At 42.8% G+C, this 20,007-nt stretch carries 20 protein-coding genes, 6 tRNA genes and 1 other RNA gene; 10 read left to right on the top strand and 17 right to left on the bottom strand.

From position 1 onward, the window contains the following. Positions 1-199: 199 nt before the first annotated feature. Positions 200-1,132 carry a rhodanese-related sulfurtransferase gene (locus FTT71_RS02490; protein WP_004972236.1) on the bottom strand — a complete coding sequence of 311 codons (933 nt, stop codon included), beginning with the start codon at positions 1,130-1,132 and terminating at the stop codon, positions 200-202. Positions 1,133-1,350: 218 nt separating this feature from the next. Here FTT71_RS02490 and FTT71_RS02485 point away from each other — a divergent pair, with 218 nt between their 5' ends. Then, complete coding sequence (locus FTT71_RS02485) at positions 1,351-1,836, top strand: DUF1289 domain-containing protein (RefSeq protein ID WP_180160683.1); 486 nt, start codon at positions 1,351-1,353, stop codon at positions 1,834-1,836. A 106-nt stretch (positions 1,837-1,942) separates the two neighbouring features. Here the strand turns inward: FTT71_RS02485 and panD are convergent, their stop codons facing one another. The 11 genes from panD to FTT71_RS02430 all read right to left on the bottom strand — a co-directional run bounded on the left by panD (position 1,943) and on the right by FTT71_RS02430 (position 8,042). After that, on the bottom strand, positions 1,943-2,323 hold the full coding sequence (gene panD, locus FTT71_RS02480; protein WP_168418022.1) for an aspartate 1-decarboxylase: 381 nt from the start codon (positions 2,321-2,323) through the stop codon (positions 1,943-1,945). Between the two features lie 145 nt (positions 2,324-2,468). Then, entirely contained in the window at positions 2,469-3,050 is a 582-nt protein-coding gene (gene pth, locus FTT71_RS02475) for an aminoacyl-tRNA hydrolase (RefSeq protein ID WP_180160682.1), read from the bottom strand. Between the two features lie 18 nt (positions 3,051-3,068). Beyond that, a complete protein-coding gene (gene rplY / locus FTT71_RS02470) occupies positions 3,069-3,365 on the bottom strand; it encodes a 50S ribosomal protein L25 (protein WP_168418024.1) in 297 nt (98 codons plus the stop codon). Between the two features lie 101 nt (positions 3,366-3,466). Next, entirely contained in the window at positions 3,467-4,420 is a 954-nt protein-coding gene (locus FTT71_RS02465) for a ribose-phosphate pyrophosphokinase (protein WP_004972226.1), read from the bottom strand. Positions 4,421-4,456: 36 nt separating this feature from the next. After that, positions 4,457-4,531 (bottom strand) — tRNA-Gln (locus FTT71_RS02460). Between the two features lie 93 nt (positions 4,532-4,624). Beyond that, positions 4,625-4,699, bottom strand: a tRNA-Gln gene (locus FTT71_RS02455). A 19-nt stretch (positions 4,700-4,718) separates the two neighbouring features. After that, a tRNA-Gln gene (locus FTT71_RS02450) sits at positions 4,719-4,793 on the bottom strand. Between the two features lie 27 nt (positions 4,794-4,820). After that, positions 4,821-4,895 (bottom strand) — tRNA-Gln (locus FTT71_RS02445). Then, complete coding sequence (gene ispE, locus FTT71_RS02440; RefSeq protein ID WP_131260682.1) at positions 4,894-5,724, bottom strand: 4-(cytidine 5'-diphospho)-2-C-methyl-D-erythritol kinase; 831 nt, start codon at positions 5,722-5,724, stop codon at positions 4,894-4,896. The genes FTT71_RS02445 and ispE overlap by 2 nt, the downstream gene beginning before the upstream one ends. A 19-nt stretch (positions 5,725-5,743) precedes the next feature. Then, positions 5,744-6,322, bottom strand: coding sequence for a lipoprotein insertase outer membrane protein LolB (lolB, locus tag FTT71_RS02435; protein WP_180061199.1), 579 nt, complete (start codon positions 6,320-6,322; stop codon positions 5,744-5,746). Between the two features lie 7 nt (positions 6,323-6,329). Then, a complete protein-coding gene (locus tag FTT71_RS02430) occupies positions 6,330-8,042 on the bottom strand; it encodes a tetratricopeptide repeat protein (RefSeq protein ID WP_180061198.1) in 1,713 nt (570 codons plus the stop codon). A gap of 78 nt (positions 8,043-8,120) precedes the next feature. On the opposite strand from FTT71_RS02430, the gene hemA reads away from it, so the two are divergent. Further along, complete coding sequence (hemA, locus tag FTT71_RS02425; protein WP_179996888.1) at positions 8,121-9,395, top strand: glutamyl-tRNA reductase; 1,275 nt, start codon at positions 8,121-8,123, stop codon at positions 9,393-9,395. Between the two features lie 63 nt (positions 9,396-9,458). Here the strand turns inward: hemA and FTT71_RS02420 are convergent, their stop codons facing one another. Further along, complete coding sequence (locus FTT71_RS02420) at positions 9,459-11,429, bottom strand: DNA primase (RefSeq protein ID WP_180061197.1); 1,971 nt, start codon at positions 11,427-11,429, stop codon at positions 9,459-9,461. A gap of 198 nt (positions 11,430-11,627) precedes the next feature. Next, positions 11,628-12,608, bottom strand: coding sequence for an outer membrane protein assembly factor BamD (locus FTT71_RS02415; RefSeq protein ID WP_180061196.1), 981 nt, complete (start codon positions 12,606-12,608; stop codon positions 11,628-11,630). A gap of 71 nt (positions 12,609-12,679) precedes the next feature. Here FTT71_RS02415 and rluD point away from each other — a divergent pair, with 71 nt between their 5' ends. The 3 genes from rluD to FTT71_RS02400 all read left to right on the top strand — a co-directional run bounded on the left by rluD (position 12,680) and on the right by FTT71_RS02400 (position 15,156). Further along, complete coding sequence (rluD, locus tag FTT71_RS02410; RefSeq protein WP_004972212.1) at positions 12,680-13,732, top strand: 23S rRNA pseudouridine(1911/1915/1917) synthase RluD; 1,053 nt, start codon at positions 12,680-12,682, stop codon at positions 13,730-13,732. A gap of 71 nt (positions 13,733-13,803) precedes the next feature. Continuing rightward, positions 13,804-14,547 (top strand): peptidoglycan editing factor PgeF, encoded by a 744-nt coding sequence (gene pgeF, locus FTT71_RS02405; RefSeq protein ID WP_167845845.1) that lies wholly within the window; start codon positions 13,804-13,806, stop codon positions 14,545-14,547. A 39-nt stretch (positions 14,548-14,586) separates the two neighbouring features. Then, positions 14,587-15,156: a flavodoxin family protein gene (locus tag FTT71_RS02400; protein ID WP_179988548.1), complete on the top strand. Its 570-nt coding sequence runs from the start codon at positions 14,587-14,589 to the stop codon at positions 15,154-15,156. A 78-nt stretch (positions 15,157-15,234) separates the two neighbouring features. Here FTT71_RS02400 and smpB read toward each other — a convergent pair whose 3' ends face one another. Continuing rightward, positions 15,235-15,711, bottom strand: a complete 477-nt coding sequence (gene smpB, locus FTT71_RS02395) for an SsrA-binding protein SmpB (protein WP_004972209.1) — start codon at positions 15,709-15,711, stop codon at positions 15,235-15,237. A gap of 179 nt (positions 15,712-15,890) precedes the next feature. On the opposite strand from smpB, the gene coaD reads away from it, so the two are divergent. The 4 genes from coaD to FTT71_RS02375 all read left to right on the top strand — a co-directional run bounded on the left by coaD (position 15,891) and on the right by FTT71_RS02375 (position 17,202). Beyond that, positions 15,891-16,382 carry a pantetheine-phosphate adenylyltransferase gene (gene coaD / locus FTT71_RS02390; protein WP_004972207.1) on the top strand — a complete coding sequence of 164 codons (492 nt, stop codon included), beginning with the start codon at positions 15,891-15,893 and terminating at the stop codon, positions 16,380-16,382. A gap of 1 nt (position 16,383) precedes the next feature. After that, the gene (locus FTT71_RS02385) at positions 16,384-16,647 is read left to right on the top strand and encodes a YfhL family 4Fe-4S dicluster ferredoxin (protein ID WP_004972206.1); all 264 of its coding nucleotides are present in this window, start codon (positions 16,384-16,386) and stop codon (positions 16,645-16,647) included. 27 nt (positions 16,648-16,674) lie between these two features. Beyond that, positions 16,675-17,052: RNase P RNA component class A (gene rnpB / locus FTT71_RS02380), an RNA gene on the top strand. A 73-nt stretch (positions 17,053-17,125) separates the two neighbouring features. Continuing rightward, positions 17,126-17,202: transfer RNA gene (locus tag FTT71_RS02375), tRNA-Met, on the top strand. A gap of 38 nt (positions 17,203-17,240) precedes the next feature. Here the strand turns inward: FTT71_RS02375 and FTT71_RS02370 are convergent. Then, positions 17,241-17,654: a hypothetical protein gene (locus FTT71_RS02370; protein ID WP_180061193.1), complete on the bottom strand. Its 414-nt coding sequence runs from the start codon at positions 17,652-17,654 to the stop codon at positions 17,241-17,243. A gap of 193 nt (positions 17,655-17,847) precedes the next feature. Between FTT71_RS02370 and FTT71_RS02365 the strand changes: the two genes are divergently transcribed. Continuing rightward, positions 17,848-17,924, top strand: a tRNA-Met gene (locus FTT71_RS02365). 143 nt (positions 17,925-18,067) lie between these two features. Here the strand turns inward: FTT71_RS02365 and FTT71_RS02360 are convergent. Then, a complete protein-coding gene (locus tag FTT71_RS02360; protein ID WP_004972204.1) occupies positions 18,068-19,693 on the bottom strand; it encodes an NAD+ synthase in 1,626 nt (541 codons plus the stop codon). Positions 19,694-20,007 lie beyond the last annotated feature (314 nt).

The following is a 20,007-nucleotide window of genomic DNA, read 5'->3' as shown; positions in this document are numbered from 1 at the left end:
ACCCAATCTGGGGATATTGCGCAATGCTTGGTAAACAAGCGTTGTATTTTTATGTTCTATGTAATCTTGCGTGAAGCATATATGTAGACATAAAAAATCCCCATACTGGATGAGGACTTTTTCAATATGATTAGAGTGGTCGATACAACATCAACATGGCTTTTGTTAGACCTTGTTGATGTGTATGAGCCTGTACGGATTACAGACGTTTACGTTTAGCTGCGGCAATTTGTGATTGGCGCATACGGAAACCTTCTTTTTGTTTCTCACTGGTTTTATCAATACAGTACACACAAGATACACCGTGTTCATAGCTTGGTAATTCAACTTCTTCAGGCAGTAATGGCCAACCGCAAGCATGACATTTGGTGTTTTGACCTTCTTGCATACCATGTGTCACCGCAGTACGGCCATCAAATACGAAACATTCACCTTCCCATAAGCTTTCATCTGCTGGTGTTTCTTCTAAGTATTTAAGTACGCCACCTTTTAAGTGATAAACCTCGGTAAAACCTTCTTGCAACAATAAAGAGGTCGATTTCTCACAACGAATCCCGCCTGTGCAGAACATCGCAATTTTTTTATCTTTATGCTGTTCTAGGTTTTGTTTCACATATTCTGGAAATTCACGGAACGTTTCAGTTTTCGGGTCAATTGCGCCCTTAAACGTTCCTGCTTTGTATTCATAGTCATTACGGGTATCAATCAGAATGACATCGTCACGGGCAATCAGTTCATTCCATTCTTTCGGGTCTAGGTAGTGACCGACTAAATCACGTGGTTTTACTTCTACACCCAAAGTCACAATTTCTTTTTTCAGCTTGATTTTCATTTTACGGAATGGCTTTTCAGAGCTATGTGACTCTTTGTATTCCATTGCGGTAAAGCCTTCATCCAACAGAAATTGGTGAACTTGATCAATCGCGGCACGATCACCCGCTACAGTTCCATTAATGCCTTCACCTGCCACAATGAGAGTACCGCAAAGGTTGATTGAATTTACCAAATCTAATAAGCGTTGTTGAAGATCGGCAGGATCTGCAACTTCTTTGAATTGATAAAGTGCGGCAACAACCCAAGTCGTGGTCGCTGGCTGTTCTACAGGTGCAAGCTGTTCTACAGTAGCGTTCATGGAGTACTCCAATAGATGAAAGACAAAAATTTAAGGCGCATATTCTAACCTGCTTTGTGTGAATATGCGAGAAAACCGAGTGCGGTACATGGTTTTTAAAGCACGACACAACATTTTAAAAATGTAGCAGAACGGGGTATGATGCCACTCGTTTCAAAGAAGAATGTTGTGTTCATGTTGATGCGCCAACAGGTGTTGTTAAATATTGGAGTGTTGTGTTGAGTAAGGATCGTCAAATTGCCACTTTAACCCCGTGTGCAGGTCGTTGTTCTACGGTGTTTGGTGATGCTGTCTGTCGAGGTTGCCGTCGCTTTAACCATGAAGTGATTCGATGGAACAGCTATACGCCTGAACAACACACTGCCGTTTGGCGTCGTTTAGATGCACAGCTCGATCAGATTTTAGTGCCTATGTTGCCGTTTGCCGACCTGCGTCATGTTGAGGGGTTTATCCGCTCTAAGCGTGTGCGTTTACGAGATGATGCTTCAAAAGGGCGTAAGCTGTACCATGCACTGAAAATTTGTGAAAAAAATCGACATTTTACCGATGAGAGCGGCTTGGGCATTCACTACAAAGAAGTGCGACCTTTGTGGCAGGAGTTTGAACGTCGCGTGTTGGCGCTTGCAACCGCAAGTTATGATTTTGCATTTTTAAGGGCTGATGGTATTAGCCATAGTCTGTTGCATAAACTGCAAGAAAGTTAATTGCTCATTCAAAAGCAATTCATGCTGTTGTCATAAAATGCCCCTAAATTTGGATATAAAAAAACTCGCAAAAATTGCGAGTTTTTTATTGCATACAGCAGGGGAATTACGCCACTTGTACTGGAATACAATTTGCTGTGTGACTGACTGTGTTGTCTGGGTTTGCATAAACCAAACGCGGTTGATGTGCATTGGCTTCTGCTTCAGTGAAATCACCAAAGGTTGCAATGATAATAATATCGCCTACATCGGCTTGATGTGCTGCGCCACCATTGACAGAAATGATCCCTGAATTGTCTTCACCACGAATGGCATAAGTCGTGAAGCGCTTACCATTGGTCACGTTCCATACGTGGATTTCTTCATATTCACGAATGCCAGCCAAATCCATAAGCGTTCCGTCAATTGCACAAGAACCTTCATAGTGAAGTTCTGCATGAGTTACAAAAGCACGGTGGATTTTGCATTTTAATAAACGAGATAGCATGGTGAGCGTCTCCTTAGTGGACCTAAGATTTTATCTTATGGTGAATTCAATCACTGCTTGACTGCGGTCAGTACTGAGCAGAAAGCGCATTTTGCTCTCAAAATAGCGACAAGGCAAGTGTGATTGTTCAACAATTGTAGATTTATTAGTTCGGTTTATAGGCATTGATTTGATTCATGGCTTGTTGTACGTCGCCATTGACCAGTAATTTGATGCGACCCAAGGCATGTGCAAGAGCATCGTCCATAAGGGTTTGTTCGCTACTTGATGCTTTGCTGAGTACATGGCCTGATACGCGTTCTTTTGAACCCGGGTGCCCAATACCAATGCGTAAACGATGAAAATTTGGACCTGTATGCGGTACGATGTCACGCAAACCGTTATGACCACCATGACCACCACCTGTTTTTAGGCGGATGATCCCTGGGTTCATGTCCAGTTCATCATGAGCAATCAGCATAGCTTCAGGCGCAATTTGATAGAATTTGGCGAAGGGAACAACACTTTGACCAGAACGATTCATAAAGGTTGTGGGTAATAACAGACGAACGTCTTGACCTTCGATATTACCGCGACCGCTGATCCCGTGAAATTTAGGATCGGCTTTTAACGTAATGCCATATTGATCTGCAAGCTGTTCTACAAACCAGAAACCTGCATTATGGCGGGTTTGGGCATACTCTTTACCAGGGTTGCCCAAACCAACAATCAGTGAAATATTAGCCACTAATTACACCGTAAACACTTATGCGCGTTTGAAGTCAGCGTGCATAGGTGTGTTTTTAGCAGGGTGACGTTGTAAAGCTTGGATTTTAACGCTTTCAACTTTGTCGCCTACTTTGATTTCTACAACTTCTTCAAAGAAAGCGTTGCTTTCTAAAGCTTTTACAAGCTCACGAAGTTCTAAAGTAACAGCTACTGGCTCAGCGTCGCCACCATAAATGATAGCTGGAACTAATGCAGCGTGACGAAGGCGGCGGCTCGCACCTTTCCCTTGGTTAGCTGCTTCACGCGCTTGAGCGTTTAATACGAAGTTTGCCATGATAGACATCCTTATTTTGAGTTTAAATAAACTAGATCTGCGACCAATCTAGTGATAGAAAACCCTGCCAATTGGCAGGGCTTTGAAAATTCAGCGCTCTATTATAGATAAGAATCGAACATTGCGCTAATAGATTCTTCGTTGTTAATACGACGAATTGTTTCTGCAACCATACTCGCAACAGACACTTGACGGATTTTGCCAAGCGCTTGCGCTTCTTCTGAAAGAGGAATAGTGTCAGTTACAACCAATTCATCAATTACAGAATTTTTAAGGTTTTCAATTGCTTTGCCTGAAAGTACAGGGTGGGTTGCATAAGCAACAACACGACGTGCACCAAAAGTTTTCAGTGCATCAGCGGCTTTGCATAATGTGCCCGCAGTATCTACCATGTCATCTACAATGACACAGTCACGATCTTTTACATCACCAATCAAATGCATCACTTGTGATTCATTCGCTTTTTGACGACGTTTATCGATAATTGCAAGATCGATATCACCCATTTGTTTTGCAACAGCGCGTGCACGAACCACACCACCAACGTCTGGTGAAACCACCATTAGGTTGTCGTGTGACTGTTGACGCAGGTCAGCCAATAGCGCAGGCGTACCATAAATGTTGTCTACAGGGATGTCGAAGAAACCTTGAATTTGGTCTGCGTGCAAGTCAATCATCACCACACGGTCAATACCCACAGTCGTTAGCATATCTGCAACCACTTTAGCGGTAATTGGAACACGTGTAGAACGAGGACGACGGTCTTGGCGGGCATAACCGAAGTAAGGAATAACGGCAGTAATACGACCTGCACTTGCACGACGCAACGCGTCAGCCATCACCAAGATTTCCATGAGGTTGTCATTGGTTGGCGCACAAGTAGGTTGTACGATAAATACGTCTTTACCACGGACATTCTCGGTAATCTCTACAGCGATCTCACCATCAGAGAAGGTAGAAACTGATGCAGCACCTAAAGGAATGTGCAAGTGGCTTACGACTTTTTGAGCGAATTGTGGATGCGCGGTTCCACTAAAAACGACAAGATTGGGCATGAAGCACCCTTGGCGGTTGGTGTATGTAAGAATAGATGGCAGGGGTAGCTGGATTCGAACCAACGGATGCCGATATCAAAAACCGGTGCCTTACCACTTGGCGATACCCCTAATGCGGCAGAACTTTAATATTTTTACTGCGTTCTGTCAAGGTAAATTAACAGGATAGCGGTAATATTGGGGGTTCTGTCTAATGCGAGAAAATGGCAGGGGTAGCTGGATTCGAACCAACGGATGCCGATATCAAAAACCGGTGCCTTACCACTTGGCGATACCCCTAGATTTGATCACTGTAAGATGGCAGGGGTAGCTGGATTCGAACCAACGGATGCCGATATCAAAAACCGGTGCCTTACCACTTGGCGATACCCCTAATACAGTAATCTACAGGTGAAAGAGATGGCAGGGGTAGCTGGATTCGAACCAACGGATGCCGATATCAAAAACCGGTGCCTTACCACTTGGCGATACCCCTATTGTACTGTGAAATGTCGTAATGGAGATTCATCTAAGCTGTTCACAACGTACGCAGTACATGGTGAGTGTGCCAAAATGTCGTCTACATTCATTTCTGCAGTCACTTCAGTAAAGACACAAGCACCTGTACCTGTAAGCTTTGCTTGACCAAATTGGTCTAAATAACGCATTGCTTCATCAACTTCGGGGTATAAATTTCGTGCCACAGGCTCAAAATTATTTCCAAAGTCAGATGGCTTTATCTGATAGCCGCAGAATTTAGTGGGCTTCGTGTTTCTTGTCAATGTTTTTTGTGAAAAAAGTAGTTGAGTGCTGATAAAACAGTCAGGTTTTAACACAATATATTGTTTTGGGGCTAAGTCTATGAATGTTAACTGTTCACCAATGCCTTCTGCCCATGCATTACGACCATGCACAAAGATCGGTACATCTGCTCCGAGCTGTAAACCAAGTTCAGCTAGTTTTTGAGTATCCAAGCCACATTGCCAAAGTTGATTGACTACAATTAAGGTGGTTGCGGCATTGGATGAACCTCCGCCAAGCCCTGCACCCATAGGGATGTGCTTCTCAATTTTAATATTTAAACCTGTGGCTTGTTTCGCGTAGGGTTTTAAAATTTGCGTGGCTTTGTAAATCAGGTTTTGCTCTAAATTGACACTGTTTAAACCCTGAATTTGAATGCTTTGAGTATCATTGACTTCAAATTCTAGCCAGTCGTATAAATCAATCAGTTGAAAAATAGTCTGCAATTCATGGTAGCCGTTGTCACGACGCCCAGTAATGTGCAAAAACAGATTTAATTTGGCAGGTGAGGGTACACGAATCATGGCGAAACTTGGCAAGTGATTAACGATTTTGGATGAGCATTGTAATACGGTTTTCTTGCCCTGATTCAAGTGCTTGTTTCAAAATCAGACGGTTTGGCAAACTGGCACTGTCGTTATAGCTCAAATCGACCGTCCAACCATCTTCAATAAATTGAGTCGGGCGCTGTTGGGGGTCTTTTTGAATTTGGGCATTGACCGTTGCAGGTCGGGCTTGTACCCAATCGACCAAGTGGGTGATGGGCGCTTGCCAACCTGTGGCTTGTTCTAACAGTTCTTCAGGACTTTCGGCATAAATTATCCCTGTTTTGGCACTGTTGAGGGTGACTTGTCCTGGTTGTCCGCTAATTTGCGTTTTACCAACGCCCAAAATGCCGCTCAGTTCAATATCAAACTGCTGTTGCTGCTGTACCCAAGTAAAAAAGGCACTGCCAGATTGCTGCGGAGTGCGCACACCAATTTTGCCTTGTAGGTTAAACTGATTTTCGGCTTCAACTTGCTGTGAAACATGGGCAGGAGATTGCACAAAAGGCTGACAACCTGTCAGCACAAGGCTACTGGTGGCAAAAAGGGTTAATCCTAATTTTGAAAATAAACGCATGAATCTTTTAACTCTTTTTAACTGGCTGCGCTAACAATAGCGAATTTAATTGTTGCAATTGCGGATCATTCGGATGATTTTGTTGTAATTGTTGTAACACTTGGCTGAATTTTTGAATATCTCCTTGCATATACAACGATTTTGCATAACGTGAGCCAATCGCGGCACTATGACTCAGCGCGTAGGCTTTTTCCAAAGCCTGTGCCGAAGCAGTGTAGTCATTTTGCAAATAGCTGACATAACCTAAAGTATCTAAAATAGAGGCCTGTTCAGGTGCAAACTCAAGTGCTTGCTCTACATAGCGACGCGCTTCATCCAAACGACGATTTTGCAGTGCAAGAGTATAGGCGTAGGCATTTAAATAGGTTGGGCTGTTCGGCTCAATTTCCAGTAACTTGGTGAGCAGTTGATCCAGTTTGTCTTTTTCCTGATGTGCATCCAATAGTAAGACTTCTGAATAGATCAGGTCAGGATCATCGGGCAGGTTTTTGATGGCTTCATCTAACAAACGCAGTGCTGCTTTTTTATTATCCATACGTTTTAAAATATCGGCCTGTGCCTGATATAAAAAACTGGCGTGCTGCGGATAGTTGACCCGTTCCTGCGTTAAAAAGCGCAGGGCATCGTTCAGTTTATCTTGCTGGGCAAAAATACTGATCATGTTGCGACGTGAAACCGTATAAAGGCTACCATCGACCAAACGATAATAGGCTTTGGCTGTTTCAAAGTGCTGTTTACGTTCGGCATTGACTGCCAAATAGAAATAGGCTTCGTTTTGATATTGGGCTGAATAGCGCAACTCTACTAAATATTTTTCGGCTTTTTCGTATTGTTTCAAGTCAATACTGGTCAAACCTGCAATAAATAAGGCTTCATCTTCCGTAGGCCATTTTTTTAAAATAGCTTCTAGCTTTGTTAGCGCCAAAGTTGCTTCATTTTTTTTGACCAAATATTTGGCTTCGGCTAAACGGACTTCAAAATTATTTTTGTGTTTACAGCTGGATTTTGCATACCAAGCTGCCGTTTCTTCTTCATTGCCAAGTACGCTCAACAAATTGGCTTTCATTAAAATATAGCCAGTGACTTTCGGGCGTTTGCGCAACGCTCTGTTAATGGTGTCGAGCGCGGCTTGATATTGTCCATTTTGCGCTTTTAAACCTGCAATCAATACCAAAATAGATGGATTGTCTTTGGCTTTGCTGGTGCGCAGGGCTTGAATCAGAAATTCACGGTCTTCTACAGATTCAGGGGAAATTCCCGCCAAAATTTGTTCTAAGTCAGCCGTGGCATCAATATTTAGAATTTTATCTAAGGTTTCTGCAGCCAAGTCATATTCATGCGCTTTGAGTGCAATGTGCGCCAAATAAAACAGTGCAGGGACATCGGATGGTTCTTGTACCACCCAATGTGTTGCAATATCTAATGCGGCACGTAGGTCATTTTGTTCAATGGCAATATTCAGGGCGCGTTGTTTAATGGAAGTCGAATTGTTCTTAATTGCCAAGACCGTGTAGTTGTGTAATGCAGTTGGAATATCGCCATAAGCCAAGGCAAATTCTGCCACCATGGTTTGTTTTACCGCATTATAATTTGAATTTGCATGATAAATTTCTTCAGATGCTCTAAGATGAGCAACTGAAGCCATGCTACCGACCAGTAAGAATGTGGTAGAATATTGCTTAATTGTCGCGCCGTATGGTCGGCTATTTGTTTGACGCAATTTTTCTTGATCCAAGTAATGCTTTTTATGACACCGTTATTGCACAATAGCATAAATTTAGCGAAATGATGATCTGATATGTCTTTCTTTGCATTGGGTGTCAACCATCAAACCGCCTCTGTAGAGTTGCGCGAGCAAATTGCATTTAACCCAGAAAAGTTAAGTGCCTTACTTGCTGAGCAAAGCCAACATCCCGAACTGAATGATTTGGTGGTGGTGTCTACCTGCAACCGTACCGAAGTCTACGCCATGTCTGAACATCCAGAACAGGTGTTGGATTGGCTTGCACACGTCAATGGTATTGATGCGAAGCAATTGAGTCGTCATGTTTATCGTTATGAAAATGCACAGGCGGTGTCGCATTTAATGCGCGTAGCCAGTGGGCTAGATTCACTCATGTTGGGTGAGCCGCAAATTTTAGGTCAGGTCAAAACTGCGCTGTCTTTAGCCAAAGACTCACATACGGTTTCGCAACAACTCAACCGAATTTTTGAATATGCGTTTTATGCTGCCAAACGGGTACGTTCAGAAACTGCCGTAGGCAGCCATGCCGTGTCTATGGGTTATGCGGTTGCGCAACTGGCGTTACAAGTATTTAGCCATCCTGAAAAACTAACCGTGATGGTGGTGGCAGCAGGCGAAATGAATAGCCTTGTAGCGAAGCATTTAGCTGAGATGGGCGTCGCTAAAATTTTAATTTGTAACCGTACCCGCGCCCGCGCCGAAACTTTGGCACAAGAAATTGCGCATCGGGTTGAAGTTGAAATTATTGAATTTGATCAGTTAGCAGCCAATTTACACCGCGCTGATGTAATTTCAAGCTGTACGGGTAGTTTGCATCAGGTGATTGCTTATCCTGAAGTGAAAGCAGCGTTAAAGAAACGTCGCTATCAGCAAATGTTGTTGGTCGATTTGGCCGTACCACGTGATATTGATCCTAAAATTGAAAATTTGGATGGCGTGTATTTGTACGGGGTCGATGACCTGCAAAGCGTGATTGATGAAAACTTGGCGCAGCGTCGTCAGGCGGCTGTGGAAGCAGAGCTAATGGTCAATCAGCTTGTGACTGAGTTGGTGACCCATCAAAAAGTTCAGCAAGCAGGTGCGACCATTCATGCTTACCGTGAACATGGCGAAAGCTTGCGTCAGGAAGAATTAAATTTGGCGATGGCGCGTATTGCCAAAGGTGAAGATGCTGCACAAGTTATGCAAGAATTTTCCTATCGTTTAACCCAAAAACTGCTGCATCCAACTTCTATTTTATTGCGTGAAGCAGCCAAAGGTGATGAGCCTGAATGTTTTGAGTTTATGCAGGAAAATTTAGCAGCGACTGCCAAACATCGTCGCAAATAAGCAAGATTAACGTGATTCACAAAAAAGATTTTTGATGATACAAACTTAATCTAATCAGATCGCTTATTCCTCTAACAAGGTCAGCGATCTTTTTTTATCAATTTCATAAATTTGATGTTTCAAGCGCTTCATTTCTTCAATGCTGCTGAATTTTTTGGAGCGAATTTTTTGCTGTAAGCAGTCGTATTGCAATTTGGTTGAAAAATCCTGCGCCAACTTATCAACATGCTCAGGAGAAGTTGTGTAATCACTGACATTGGCTTGTTGTAAAATGCGCTGTAATTCATAGTGATACGCTGAGCATGCACCCAAAATATAATATTTGGCTTGTTCAGGATCATCGGGTAGATCATCAAAAATAGTATTTAAAATATTTAAGATTTGGTGTAGCAGATGATCATTTGGAATCAGCGCACGTAACGGTTCAAAGTGAATATACAAATACGGGTGATTGATTAGAATCGCAATCACATATTCTTCGGCATCGACTTTGGTGCTAAAACTCAAAGATGCATCGTTATTGGTCTGTGCCTGCCATTTACGGTTAAAGCCTAACTTTTCACGGAAAAACTGTTGCAGCAAATAGCGATAAGAACCCGTTTTGGGCAAAAGTTCGGTCAACTGCCGCAGTTCACCCATGACCTGACTTTTGCCTTCAGGGGTACTGATATTATGGTTTTGGGTGAGATGCGCAAAGACAAAATCTGATAGCAAAGGTGCTTGATCTAATAAACGTCGGAAATTTTCGATGCCTTCACGACGAATAAGTGAGTCAGGGTCGTGCTCATTGGGCAAAACAAAGAACTTCAGTTCACGTCCATCATTGAGCAAAGGTAGTGCAATTTCTAGTGTGCGACGTGCGGCTTTTTGACCTGCGGCATCGCCATCAAACGCGATGGTAATGCGGTTGTTTTGGCGGAACAGAATGTTTAAATGATCGGTATTACTGGCTGTACCGAGTGTCGCTACAGCACCATGAACGCCGTATTGCTGCAAGGCAATCACATCCATATAGCCTTCGACCATTAAATAATCTTGGGCTTTTTGTTTGCGTCCTTCATATAAACCATAGAGCAATTGGTTTTTATGAAACACTTCTGAGTCGGGCGAGTTGATGTATTTGGGTTTGATTTCATCATTAAGTGCGCGACCACCAAAGCCGACCACACGTCCTTTGCTGTCACGGATTGGAAAAATCACCCGATCACGTAATAAATCGAAGTCACGTCCCTTGTCACTGGTACGAATTAAGCCTAGCAGTTTTAAACCTGCAATGTCTTGCGGAAAGGCTTTTTCTAAATGCTGCCAATCTTCGGGTGCGTAACCCAAGCGCCAAAACTGCAAGGTTTGTGCGGTTAAACCACGTTTTTGAAAATACTGTTGCGCGGCAGGGCTGTGCGGCAATTGCTGCTCATAATATTGCGCTATATTTTCTAGCAAGTCGTATAAGTTGCCTTCTTGTGCAGGTGTGTCCTGCATGGTGTCCCATTGCTCAAAACCTGCAAACGGGTCGGCATTGTTTTGAAATTCCGAGTTCTGAAATTCCGAGTTTGCGTATTCAGCACTTTGAAACTCGGCAAAAGGATCAAAGTCGATGCCCGAAGCTTCAAAAGTATGTTCGCTTGATGTGGTTTGAGCTGCAGAAGTTTCATTCTGGTCTTTTGCTGTTGGTTTGGGTTGAGCTATCGGTGTTGGCTTTTTGGCTTCACGTTTATAAGAGAGTTTTTTATTGTCGTGCTGATCTTTTGGGAGTTCGATGCCTGTTTGACTGGCCAAGTCTTTCATGACATCTACAAAATTGCGGTTATCAATATCCATTAAAAAACGGATGGCGTTACCATTTGCCTGACAGCCAAAGCAATGATAATACTGCTTGTCACGGTAAACGTGAAAAGACGGGGTTTTTTCCTGATGGAACGGGCAGCAGCCCGAATAGGTACGACCAGTTTTTTTTAATTTCACGCGCTGACTAATCAGATCGACAATATCAGTGCGATCTAAAATTTGATCAATCGTGTGCTGTGGAATGGCCATACGGTTTTGTCTGTTATCTCTTGGTAGTGAAAGGTTCGCCGAACAGGTTGAATACATCAGACTGTGCTGATTGACTCAATGAGTATTCTCTTTTGTATCTTTTTCTAGGACAGGAAACAAGCCCATAAAAGAACAAAGGGCAAGTATCATAACTTGCCCTTTGCATTTTTCAAAACTGAAAAATCAGTCGGAATGGTTTTATTCAGTGCTGTCGTTTTGAGATTTTGGACGATCGAGCAAGCCAAAACTCAAACGGTTGGTGAGGCTGCGTGATGGCTCTGCTTGTGCTTTAGTATCTGACTGTTGTGTTTCAGTGCTGCTTTGCGCTTCACGTCCGAAAATACCCAAAGTTGCACGGTTAATCCAGCTTGCGTCATGACGGGCAGCACGTAAATTCACGCTACCATCTGCTTTAACCAAATTTGGATAGTTCAGTTTCAACACATCAATATATTGCTGAGCTGTGGCTTGATCGCCCAGTTTGCCATAACCATAAGCCACCGTTGCCAATGCTTCTGGAATTTGTGGAGTTTGCGGATAATGCTCAACTACCCACAATGAACGCTCTACTGCAGCCACCCATGCTTTACGTTTAATGTTATAACGTGCTGCATTCATTTCGGCTTCTGCCAGTTCCTGACCAATAAACTGCATACGCTGTGCAGCATCTACCGCATAAGTGCTCGATGGATAGCGACGGATAAAATCGACAAAGTTTTGATACGCTAGTTTTAAATAGCTGACATCACGGTGCGCTTGCTTGAGCGAGGTATAACGCAACAAACCATCATAGTTTTGTTCCATATTCGCTACGCCACGTACATAGTAGGCATAATCGGCTTTAGGATGCTGCGGGTTCATGCGGATAAAACGATCTGCAACAGCAATTGCGCCTTCATAATCTTTTTGCTGGAATTTTGCATACAACAATTCAAGCTGCGCTTGCTGCGCATAATCACCCGTTGGATAATAGGTTTCTAAAGCTTCAAGATGCTTAACGGCATCGGTGTATTGACCACGATCCAGTGCTTTTTCTGCTTTTTCAATATAAACCTGTTCGCTAGATTGCGGACCAGTATCGACCACTTCTTTTTTTGGATTGCTGCTACAGCCCACAATTGCAGACGCAACGCCGAGTGAAAGAGCAAGCATTGTTATTTTATAACGTGGTAGCGACATAAAAATTCCTCTGTTAATACGGGCAATGAGCTACAATTGCGCTATTAAACCACTTTTGTCTGAATGAGCAAATGAGTCAAGCACAATCTACCCATTCCAATTTACCTGAAACTGAGTTCAATTTACTTGAAGATGCTGAGGATGCAGATAACCATACTTCAGACTCAACTGCAACACGTTTATCGTTGCAATTTCAATTGGATGACAGCCACTTAGGACTACGCATCGACCAAGTTGCAGCCATCATTTGGAGTGAATTTTCACGTGAAAAGCTAAAACAGTGGCTCAAAGACGGTCATTTGTTGGTAAATGGTAACACGGTCAAACCTAAATATAAGTGTGAAGGTGATGAGCTTCTTACCCTAGAAGTCGAGCTTGAAGCGCAAACCCGCAGCCTGCCTGAAGATATTCCACTGGATATTATTTATGAAGATGATGACATCATGGTGATTAATAAACCTGTGGGCATGGTGGTGCATCCGGGGGCGGGAAATAGCTCTGGAACTCTGGTAAATGCCTTGCTGCATCATTATCCAAAATCGGCAGAGTTAACTCGTGCAGGTTTGGTGCATCGTATTGATAAAGATACTTCGGGTTTGCTGGTGGTTGCCAAAAATCTGGAAGCACAGTTTGCCTTGACCAAGCAACTGGCGAAAAAGTCAGTTTATCGTTTATACGACTTGGTGGTGTACGGCAACATGATTGCGGGAGGCACTGTCGATGAGCCGATTAAACGCCATCCTGTAGATCGAGTGAAAATGGCTGTTTTGCCGGGCGGCAAAGACGCCGTCACACATTACAATGTTAAAGAACGCTTTCAGCATTTCACTCGTGTTCAGGCGCGTTTGGAAACTGGACGTACTCATCAAATTCGTGTGCATCTAAGTTATATTGGTTATGGTTTGGTTGGCGATCCTGTTTATACGCCACGTGTACGTGTGCCAGCAGGCGCATCGGCATTATTAAACGATACCTTGCGTAACTTTAAACGTCAGGCCTTACATGCCGTCAAACTCGGTTTGGTGCATCCACGTACTCAAGAAGAAATGATGTTTGAAGCGCCGTGGCCTGAAGACTTTAAACAATTGGTAGACGTGTTACGCAGTGAAAATGCTGCCTATTAATTGTTGCATAGACAGCATTAACAAGATCAACTCAGATACGGCAATGCCAGAAAACGACTAAGGATAGATTTATGCAATTTGTTCAAGGATTACCTGCAGGTGTGTATGTTGGGCAAACCCGCATACAACATGTGCAAGCTTTAGCGACAGACTGTGCCGATGTATCTGGTTTTAATCTGGCGCTGCATGTGCAGGATGATGCATGGCGTGTGCAGCAGCATCGTATGAGTTTACTGGCAGAGTTTGCTGAATATGGGGTCGATAAAATGACGTGGATGACGCAAACACATAGCGTGTTGTGTCAGACCATTAATGAGCAAATCACTTGTGAAGCTTTAGAAGGCGATGGTTTGGTCACTCAGCGTAAAGCGCATGCTTTAATGATGATGACCGCAGACTGTTTACCTGTGGTTTTGGGCAATGCCGAAGGCACTGAGGTTGCGAATCTGCATGCAGGCTGGCGTGGTCTTGCCAACGGTATTATCGAAAACACCATCGTCGAAATGCAAAGTGCTCCAACATGGGCGTGGTTGGGTGCGGCTATTAGTCAGCCGTGTTTTGAAGTTGGGGCTGAGGTGAAACAGGCATTTTGCGATAAATATCCTGAATTAGACACGGCTTTTATTGCAGGGCAGCAGCAAGGTAAATATCTTGCTGACTTGTATGCGATCGCGCGTTTTATTTTGCAGCAACATGGTGTTACAACGGTCTTGGGCGGTGATCAGTGCTCGTATCAACAAGCCGATGATTACTATTCTTACCGCCGTCAAGCACGTACAGGACGTATGGCAACATTCGTGTTTATGCAGGCTTAGTGTTAAACTTGACTTAATTATTTGGTTTTAAACATTCTCATGTTAGTGACTCATTCAACATCTTCTTGCGCTGCTATTCGTGTGGCGGTGGTTTATCACAGTCCTTATGGTCATACTGCTAAGGTGGCACAGCATATTGCACAAGGTGCTGCGCAAATGGATGCTCAGGTGACTTTGATGGATGTGGCTGAAATTGAATGGGATAGCCTAGATCAAGCCGATATTATCATTATGGGCTGTCCAACTTATATGGGCAGCATTACTTCGGCTTTAAAACAGTTTATGGAGCAATCGTCTAAGCGTTGGTTGGCCAGAACTTGGCAGGGCAAACTGGCGGCAGGTTTTACCAATGGCGGTGGTTTAAGTGGCGATAAACTGGCGGTGCTGCAACAAATTAATTTATTTGCGATGCAGCATGGCATGTTGTGGTCAGGTTTACCGTTTATGCCGACAGGGCGTAGTCCACACGATATTAACCGCATGTCGAGCTTTTTGGGTTTAATGACGCAGTCTGATAATGCCAGTGTTGAAGTTACGCCACCCGAAGGTGATTTGGAAACTGCAGTCAAATTTGGTAAATATTTGGTGGAATTAAAACTTAAAGACTAAGCATTTTTAGTTTTAAAACTTCCATAAAAAATGCTCGATGTTGATCTCGAGCATTTTTTATGGGCGGAATGTGCAAAATTATTTGTGCATCAAACGTGCTTTATCACGCTGCCAATCGCGGTCTTTTTCAGAAGCGCGTTTATCGTGCAATTGTTTACCTTTCACCAAAGCAATTTCAAGCTTCGCTAAAGGGCCTTTCCAATAACATGCTAAAGGTACGCAAGAATAACCTTTTTGATTGACTGCACCCATCAACTTTTCAATTTCACGTCGTGAAAGTAAGAGTTTGCGGGTACGGGTCGCTTCAGGCACTACATGCGTTGAAGCCGACAAGAGTGGTTGAATTTGTGCACCAAATAAAAAGGCTTCATTGTCACGAAACAGGATATAACTTTCGGTAATAGTCATACGTCCTGCGCGCAAAGATTTGACTTCCCAACCTTGCAAAGAAAGTCCTGCTTCAAATTTTTCTTCAATAAAATAATCGTGGCGTGCACGTTTATTCTGTGCAATTGTTCCGCCCGTATTTTTTTTAACTACAGTTAGCTTCGCCATATTCAATTACTTCCAAACTTATGACTATTGTGCCTCAAACCAAGGCTTGCTGACAAATCAAAATCATCACAACTGTTGGCTAAACTGCTTTGATATTTCATAATTTGGTAGACTTTAGTTCACTAAAATTTTTTGTATTTGTTAAACTAACTTTGACAAAACCAACTAGAGCATAATGGATGTCTAAAACTCGCGTAATTTATCCGGGCACCTTTGACCCGATTACTAATGGTCATATTGACTTGGTGACACGTGCTGCAAAAATGTTTGATGAAGTCGTGGTCGCAATTGCCATTGGACATCATAAAAATCCAATTTTTACTTTGGAAGAACGTGTGGAATTGGCACAGGCATCTTTAAAGCATTTGCCTAATGTTGAATTTGTCGGATTTGATGGTTTATTGGTTAATTTTTTCCGTGAGCAAAATGCGACTGCAGTTTTGCGTGGTTTGCGTGCTGTTTCAGATTTTGAATACGAATTTCAGTTGGCAAATATGAACCGTCAATTAGATGCGAAATATGAAGCGGTATTTCTGACTCCTTCAGAGCAATATTCATTTATTTCTTCTACATTAGTTCGTGAAATTGCACGCTTAAAAGGTGATGTGACTAAATTTGTTGCACCTGTTGTGGTCGAAGCCTTTGAGCGTAAATTACGACAAGGTTGGTAGCGTGTCTTTATATATTACCGATGAATGTATTAACTGTGATGTCTGTGAACCTGTATGCCCAAATGAGGCAATTTATATGGGTGAGCTGATTTATGAGATTAATCCAGCATTATGTACTGAATGTGTAGGACATCACGAGCAGCCGCAGTGTCAGTTATTTTGCCCAGTCGATTGTATTCCGCTCGATCCAGAGCATGTAGAAACACAGGAACAATTGCTGGAAAAATATAAAAAACTGATTGCTCAAAAAAGCGCAAGCAATTAACTTATAATTTTGCTAAGATGTGCCTTCGAAGTGAACCAGACGATCGCTGCTGTGGAGGTCTCCGTGACTGAAACAGGGGAGGAAAGTCCGGGCTTCATAGGGCAGGGTGCCAGGTAACGCCTGGGCGGCGTGAGCCGACGGAAAGTGCAGCAGAGAGTAGACCGCCTTCGTATGGTTTCTTTTTCGGAAGAAATTGAAGGTAAGGGTGAAAGGGTGCGGTAAGAGCGCACCGCATGGCTGGTAACAGTTCATGGCATGGTAAACCCCACCAGAAGCAAGACCAAATAGGAATCCTGAGGTACGGCCCGTACTGGATTCGGGTAGGTCGCTTGAGCGTATGAGTGATTGTACGCCTAGAGGAATGATCGTTCTCGACAGAACCCGGCTTATCGGTTCACTTCACCAAATTTTAAGCAATTGATGCGTGATAAGGCTTGACGTTACCTAGATTACAGCAGATAATGCGCGCACAGTTTTTGGCTATGTAGCTCAGTTGGTTAGAGCACCGCACTCATAATGCGGGGGTCACAGGTTCAAGTCCCGTCATAGCCACCATTTTTCAGACCACGTTCACTAACGTGGTCTTTTTTTGTTTAAAATTTGTCTGTGCAATCTATTTGAGCTGTATCCAGTTGAATCTGCATTTGTAGGTTTTGAATCTGTTGCCAATTGGCTTGTTGATCAGAGTGAGCAAAAATTTTGGCATCGACCTGATTTAATTTTTTTAGCGAAATGTGTTGTGATGCACAATAACGCCCTACAGCACGCTCATAAGCCAGTTGTTGCTGCGCTGCAGCATTCAGTTGATGCGCCGTTAAAATCTTTTGCTGTCCTTTGGCATAAGCAACCAAAACACGTCGGTCTGCGATGCTATAACTCATTTTAGAATTGATAAATTGCGCAACATCACGCCGTACGCCGTTGTAATCTACAAAAACAGGTGAAACCAAAGCGCAGGAACTTAAGCCAACAACAAGGCTACTCAGTATTATAGACTTCAAGATCATGGTTGAATTTATTCTCTTTTTTCTGTGTGACTTGATATAGATTTTGCTGCAAATATTTAAGAATCTCCGTAAGAAAATAGTAATTTGATTAAAATTAAACAAATTGCACTGTTTTTGCTTAAACTGTGAGCGTTTGTAAATTAAAATACTTGACGATGCAGGGCTAAGTTTAGATAATGCGCACACAGTTTATGGCTATGTAGCTCAGTTGGTTAGAGCACCGCACTCATAATGCGGGGGTCACAGGTTCAAGTCCCGTCATAGCCACCATTTTTATAGACTAAGCTCTCAGCTTGGTCTTTTTTTATGTCAAAATTTTAGGCTACTTTTTGCAGCATTGGTTTAATGGCAGGTACAAAAAAACCAAGCCGTAGCTTGGTTTTTTATATCTTTGTTTAAGCAATGCTTTAGCGTTAAATCCCTGCTTTCCAACCATTGACGAGCGGATAGCGACGTTCACGACCAAAAGCGCGTGAACTAATACGTGGTCCTAATGCACCTTGGCGACGCTTGTACTCGTTGCGATCAACCAATTGAATGACTTTCTCGACCATCGCGCGTTCAAAGCCTTTGCTAATGATGTCTTCTTGGCTCTGATCTTCTTCAATATACGCATACAAAATCGCATCGAGCACTTCGTATGGTGGTAAAGAATCTTGGTCTTTTTGGTCAGGACGTAATTCTGCTGAAGGTGGGCGCGTGATCACACGCTCAGGAATCACAGGAGTATCGGCAATACTGTTACGGTATTTAGCCAGTTCAAACACAATGGTTTTGTACACATCTTTGAGTACCGCATAACCACCGACCATATCGCCATAAAGCGTGCAATAGCCAACTGCTAACTCAGATTTGTTACCTGTAGAAAGCACGAGGTTACCAAACTTATTCGACAGACCCATTAAGATTGTGCCGCGGGCACGGGCTTGTAGATTTTCTTCTGTGGTATCGCTAGGGCTGTTACCAAAGAAAGGATACAGCGTTTGCATAAAGCTATTTACGATCGGGTGAATTTCGGCAATACCAAAAGTCACGCCTAAAGTTTTGGCTTGCTCTGCAGCATCTTCCACACTAATTTGCGCGGTATAAGTGTACGGCATCATTACCGCTTGTACCTTATCTGCACCAATTGCATCAACCGCAATAGCAAGAGTGAGCGCTGAATCAATTCCGCCCGACAAGCCAAGAATTACACCAGGGAAGCCAGAGCGTTGCACGTAGTCACGGGTTGCGAGCACTAAACCTTGATAGATTTCTGCAAGGGTGTCTAAAGCTGGGCTAATTTCGGCAGTTTTAAAGTGCTTCTGTGCAGCGTCATATTCTGCGTAGAATAAACCTTCTTGGTAGGTTGGGGCTTGTAATGCAACATTGCCTGCTTGGTTAATCACAAAGCTCGTACCATCGAAGATTAAATCATCTTGACCGCCAACTTGGTTTACATACACCACATTGAGATGTAATTGTTTTGCCAGTTCGGTCATGGTCTGTACACGATGCTGCGGTTTACCCACTTCATAAGGCGATGCGTTCAAGACCAATGCAGTTTCTACATTCAACTGTGCCAATTGCTGCACGGTTGGCAAAGACCATAAATCTTCGCAAATCAAAACGCCAAATTTATGACCAAGGTATTCAAAAACTAAGTGTTGATGACCTTCATCAAAATAGCGTTTTTCATCAAATACAGCATAATTTGGTAAATTTTGCTTGTTGTAAATACCTAAGATGTTGCCATCTTTCATGACGGCAGCCGAGTTAAAGCGCTGACCATCTTCAGTTTCATTGACAAAGCCGAAAACTAAAACAATATCTTTAATTTCACGTAATTGTTCAAATGCTTGTTGTGTGCGTTGATTCAAGCTTGGGCGCAGTAATAAATCTTCTGCAGGGTAGCCCAAAATTGAAAGTTCAGGAAAAATAATCAAATCTGCATGTTGTTTTTTCGCTTCATTTGCTTGTTCAAGCATTTTTTGCGCGTTTGCTTCGAGATTGCCAATGTGTGGAGAGAACTGTGCAAGGGCAATTTTAAAAGATTTCATTTAAATTAAGTCCTATTCCTATAGGTGTAGAATACACGTAAGTGGCTGATGATTATTGTTATAAAAATTTCAGCGTAGTGTATTGTGGATTAAACGACTGCCGAAAGGCACAAATAAAAACCATTTATTATCTAACAGATAAAGATCTTATTTTGCAGTGCAAAAATGGAGACTTTTGCTATTTTATCTTAATTTAGAATAGATGCTAGCATCGAATACACTTTATTGTCTTGTCTGCAAGAATATCATTGAAATGTGACAGAATTTTTATGCTATTTATTTGAAAAGCATTATATTTTTAGGTTGTATGATGC

This window comes from Acinetobacter sp. YH01004 (assembly GCF_013420455.1).
Lineage (GTDB): Bacteria > Pseudomonadota > Gammaproteobacteria > Pseudomonadales > Moraxellaceae > Acinetobacter > Acinetobacter towneri.
Note: the sequence above shows the minus strand (reverse complement) of the source record. Positions and strands in the feature narration are given on the sequence as shown.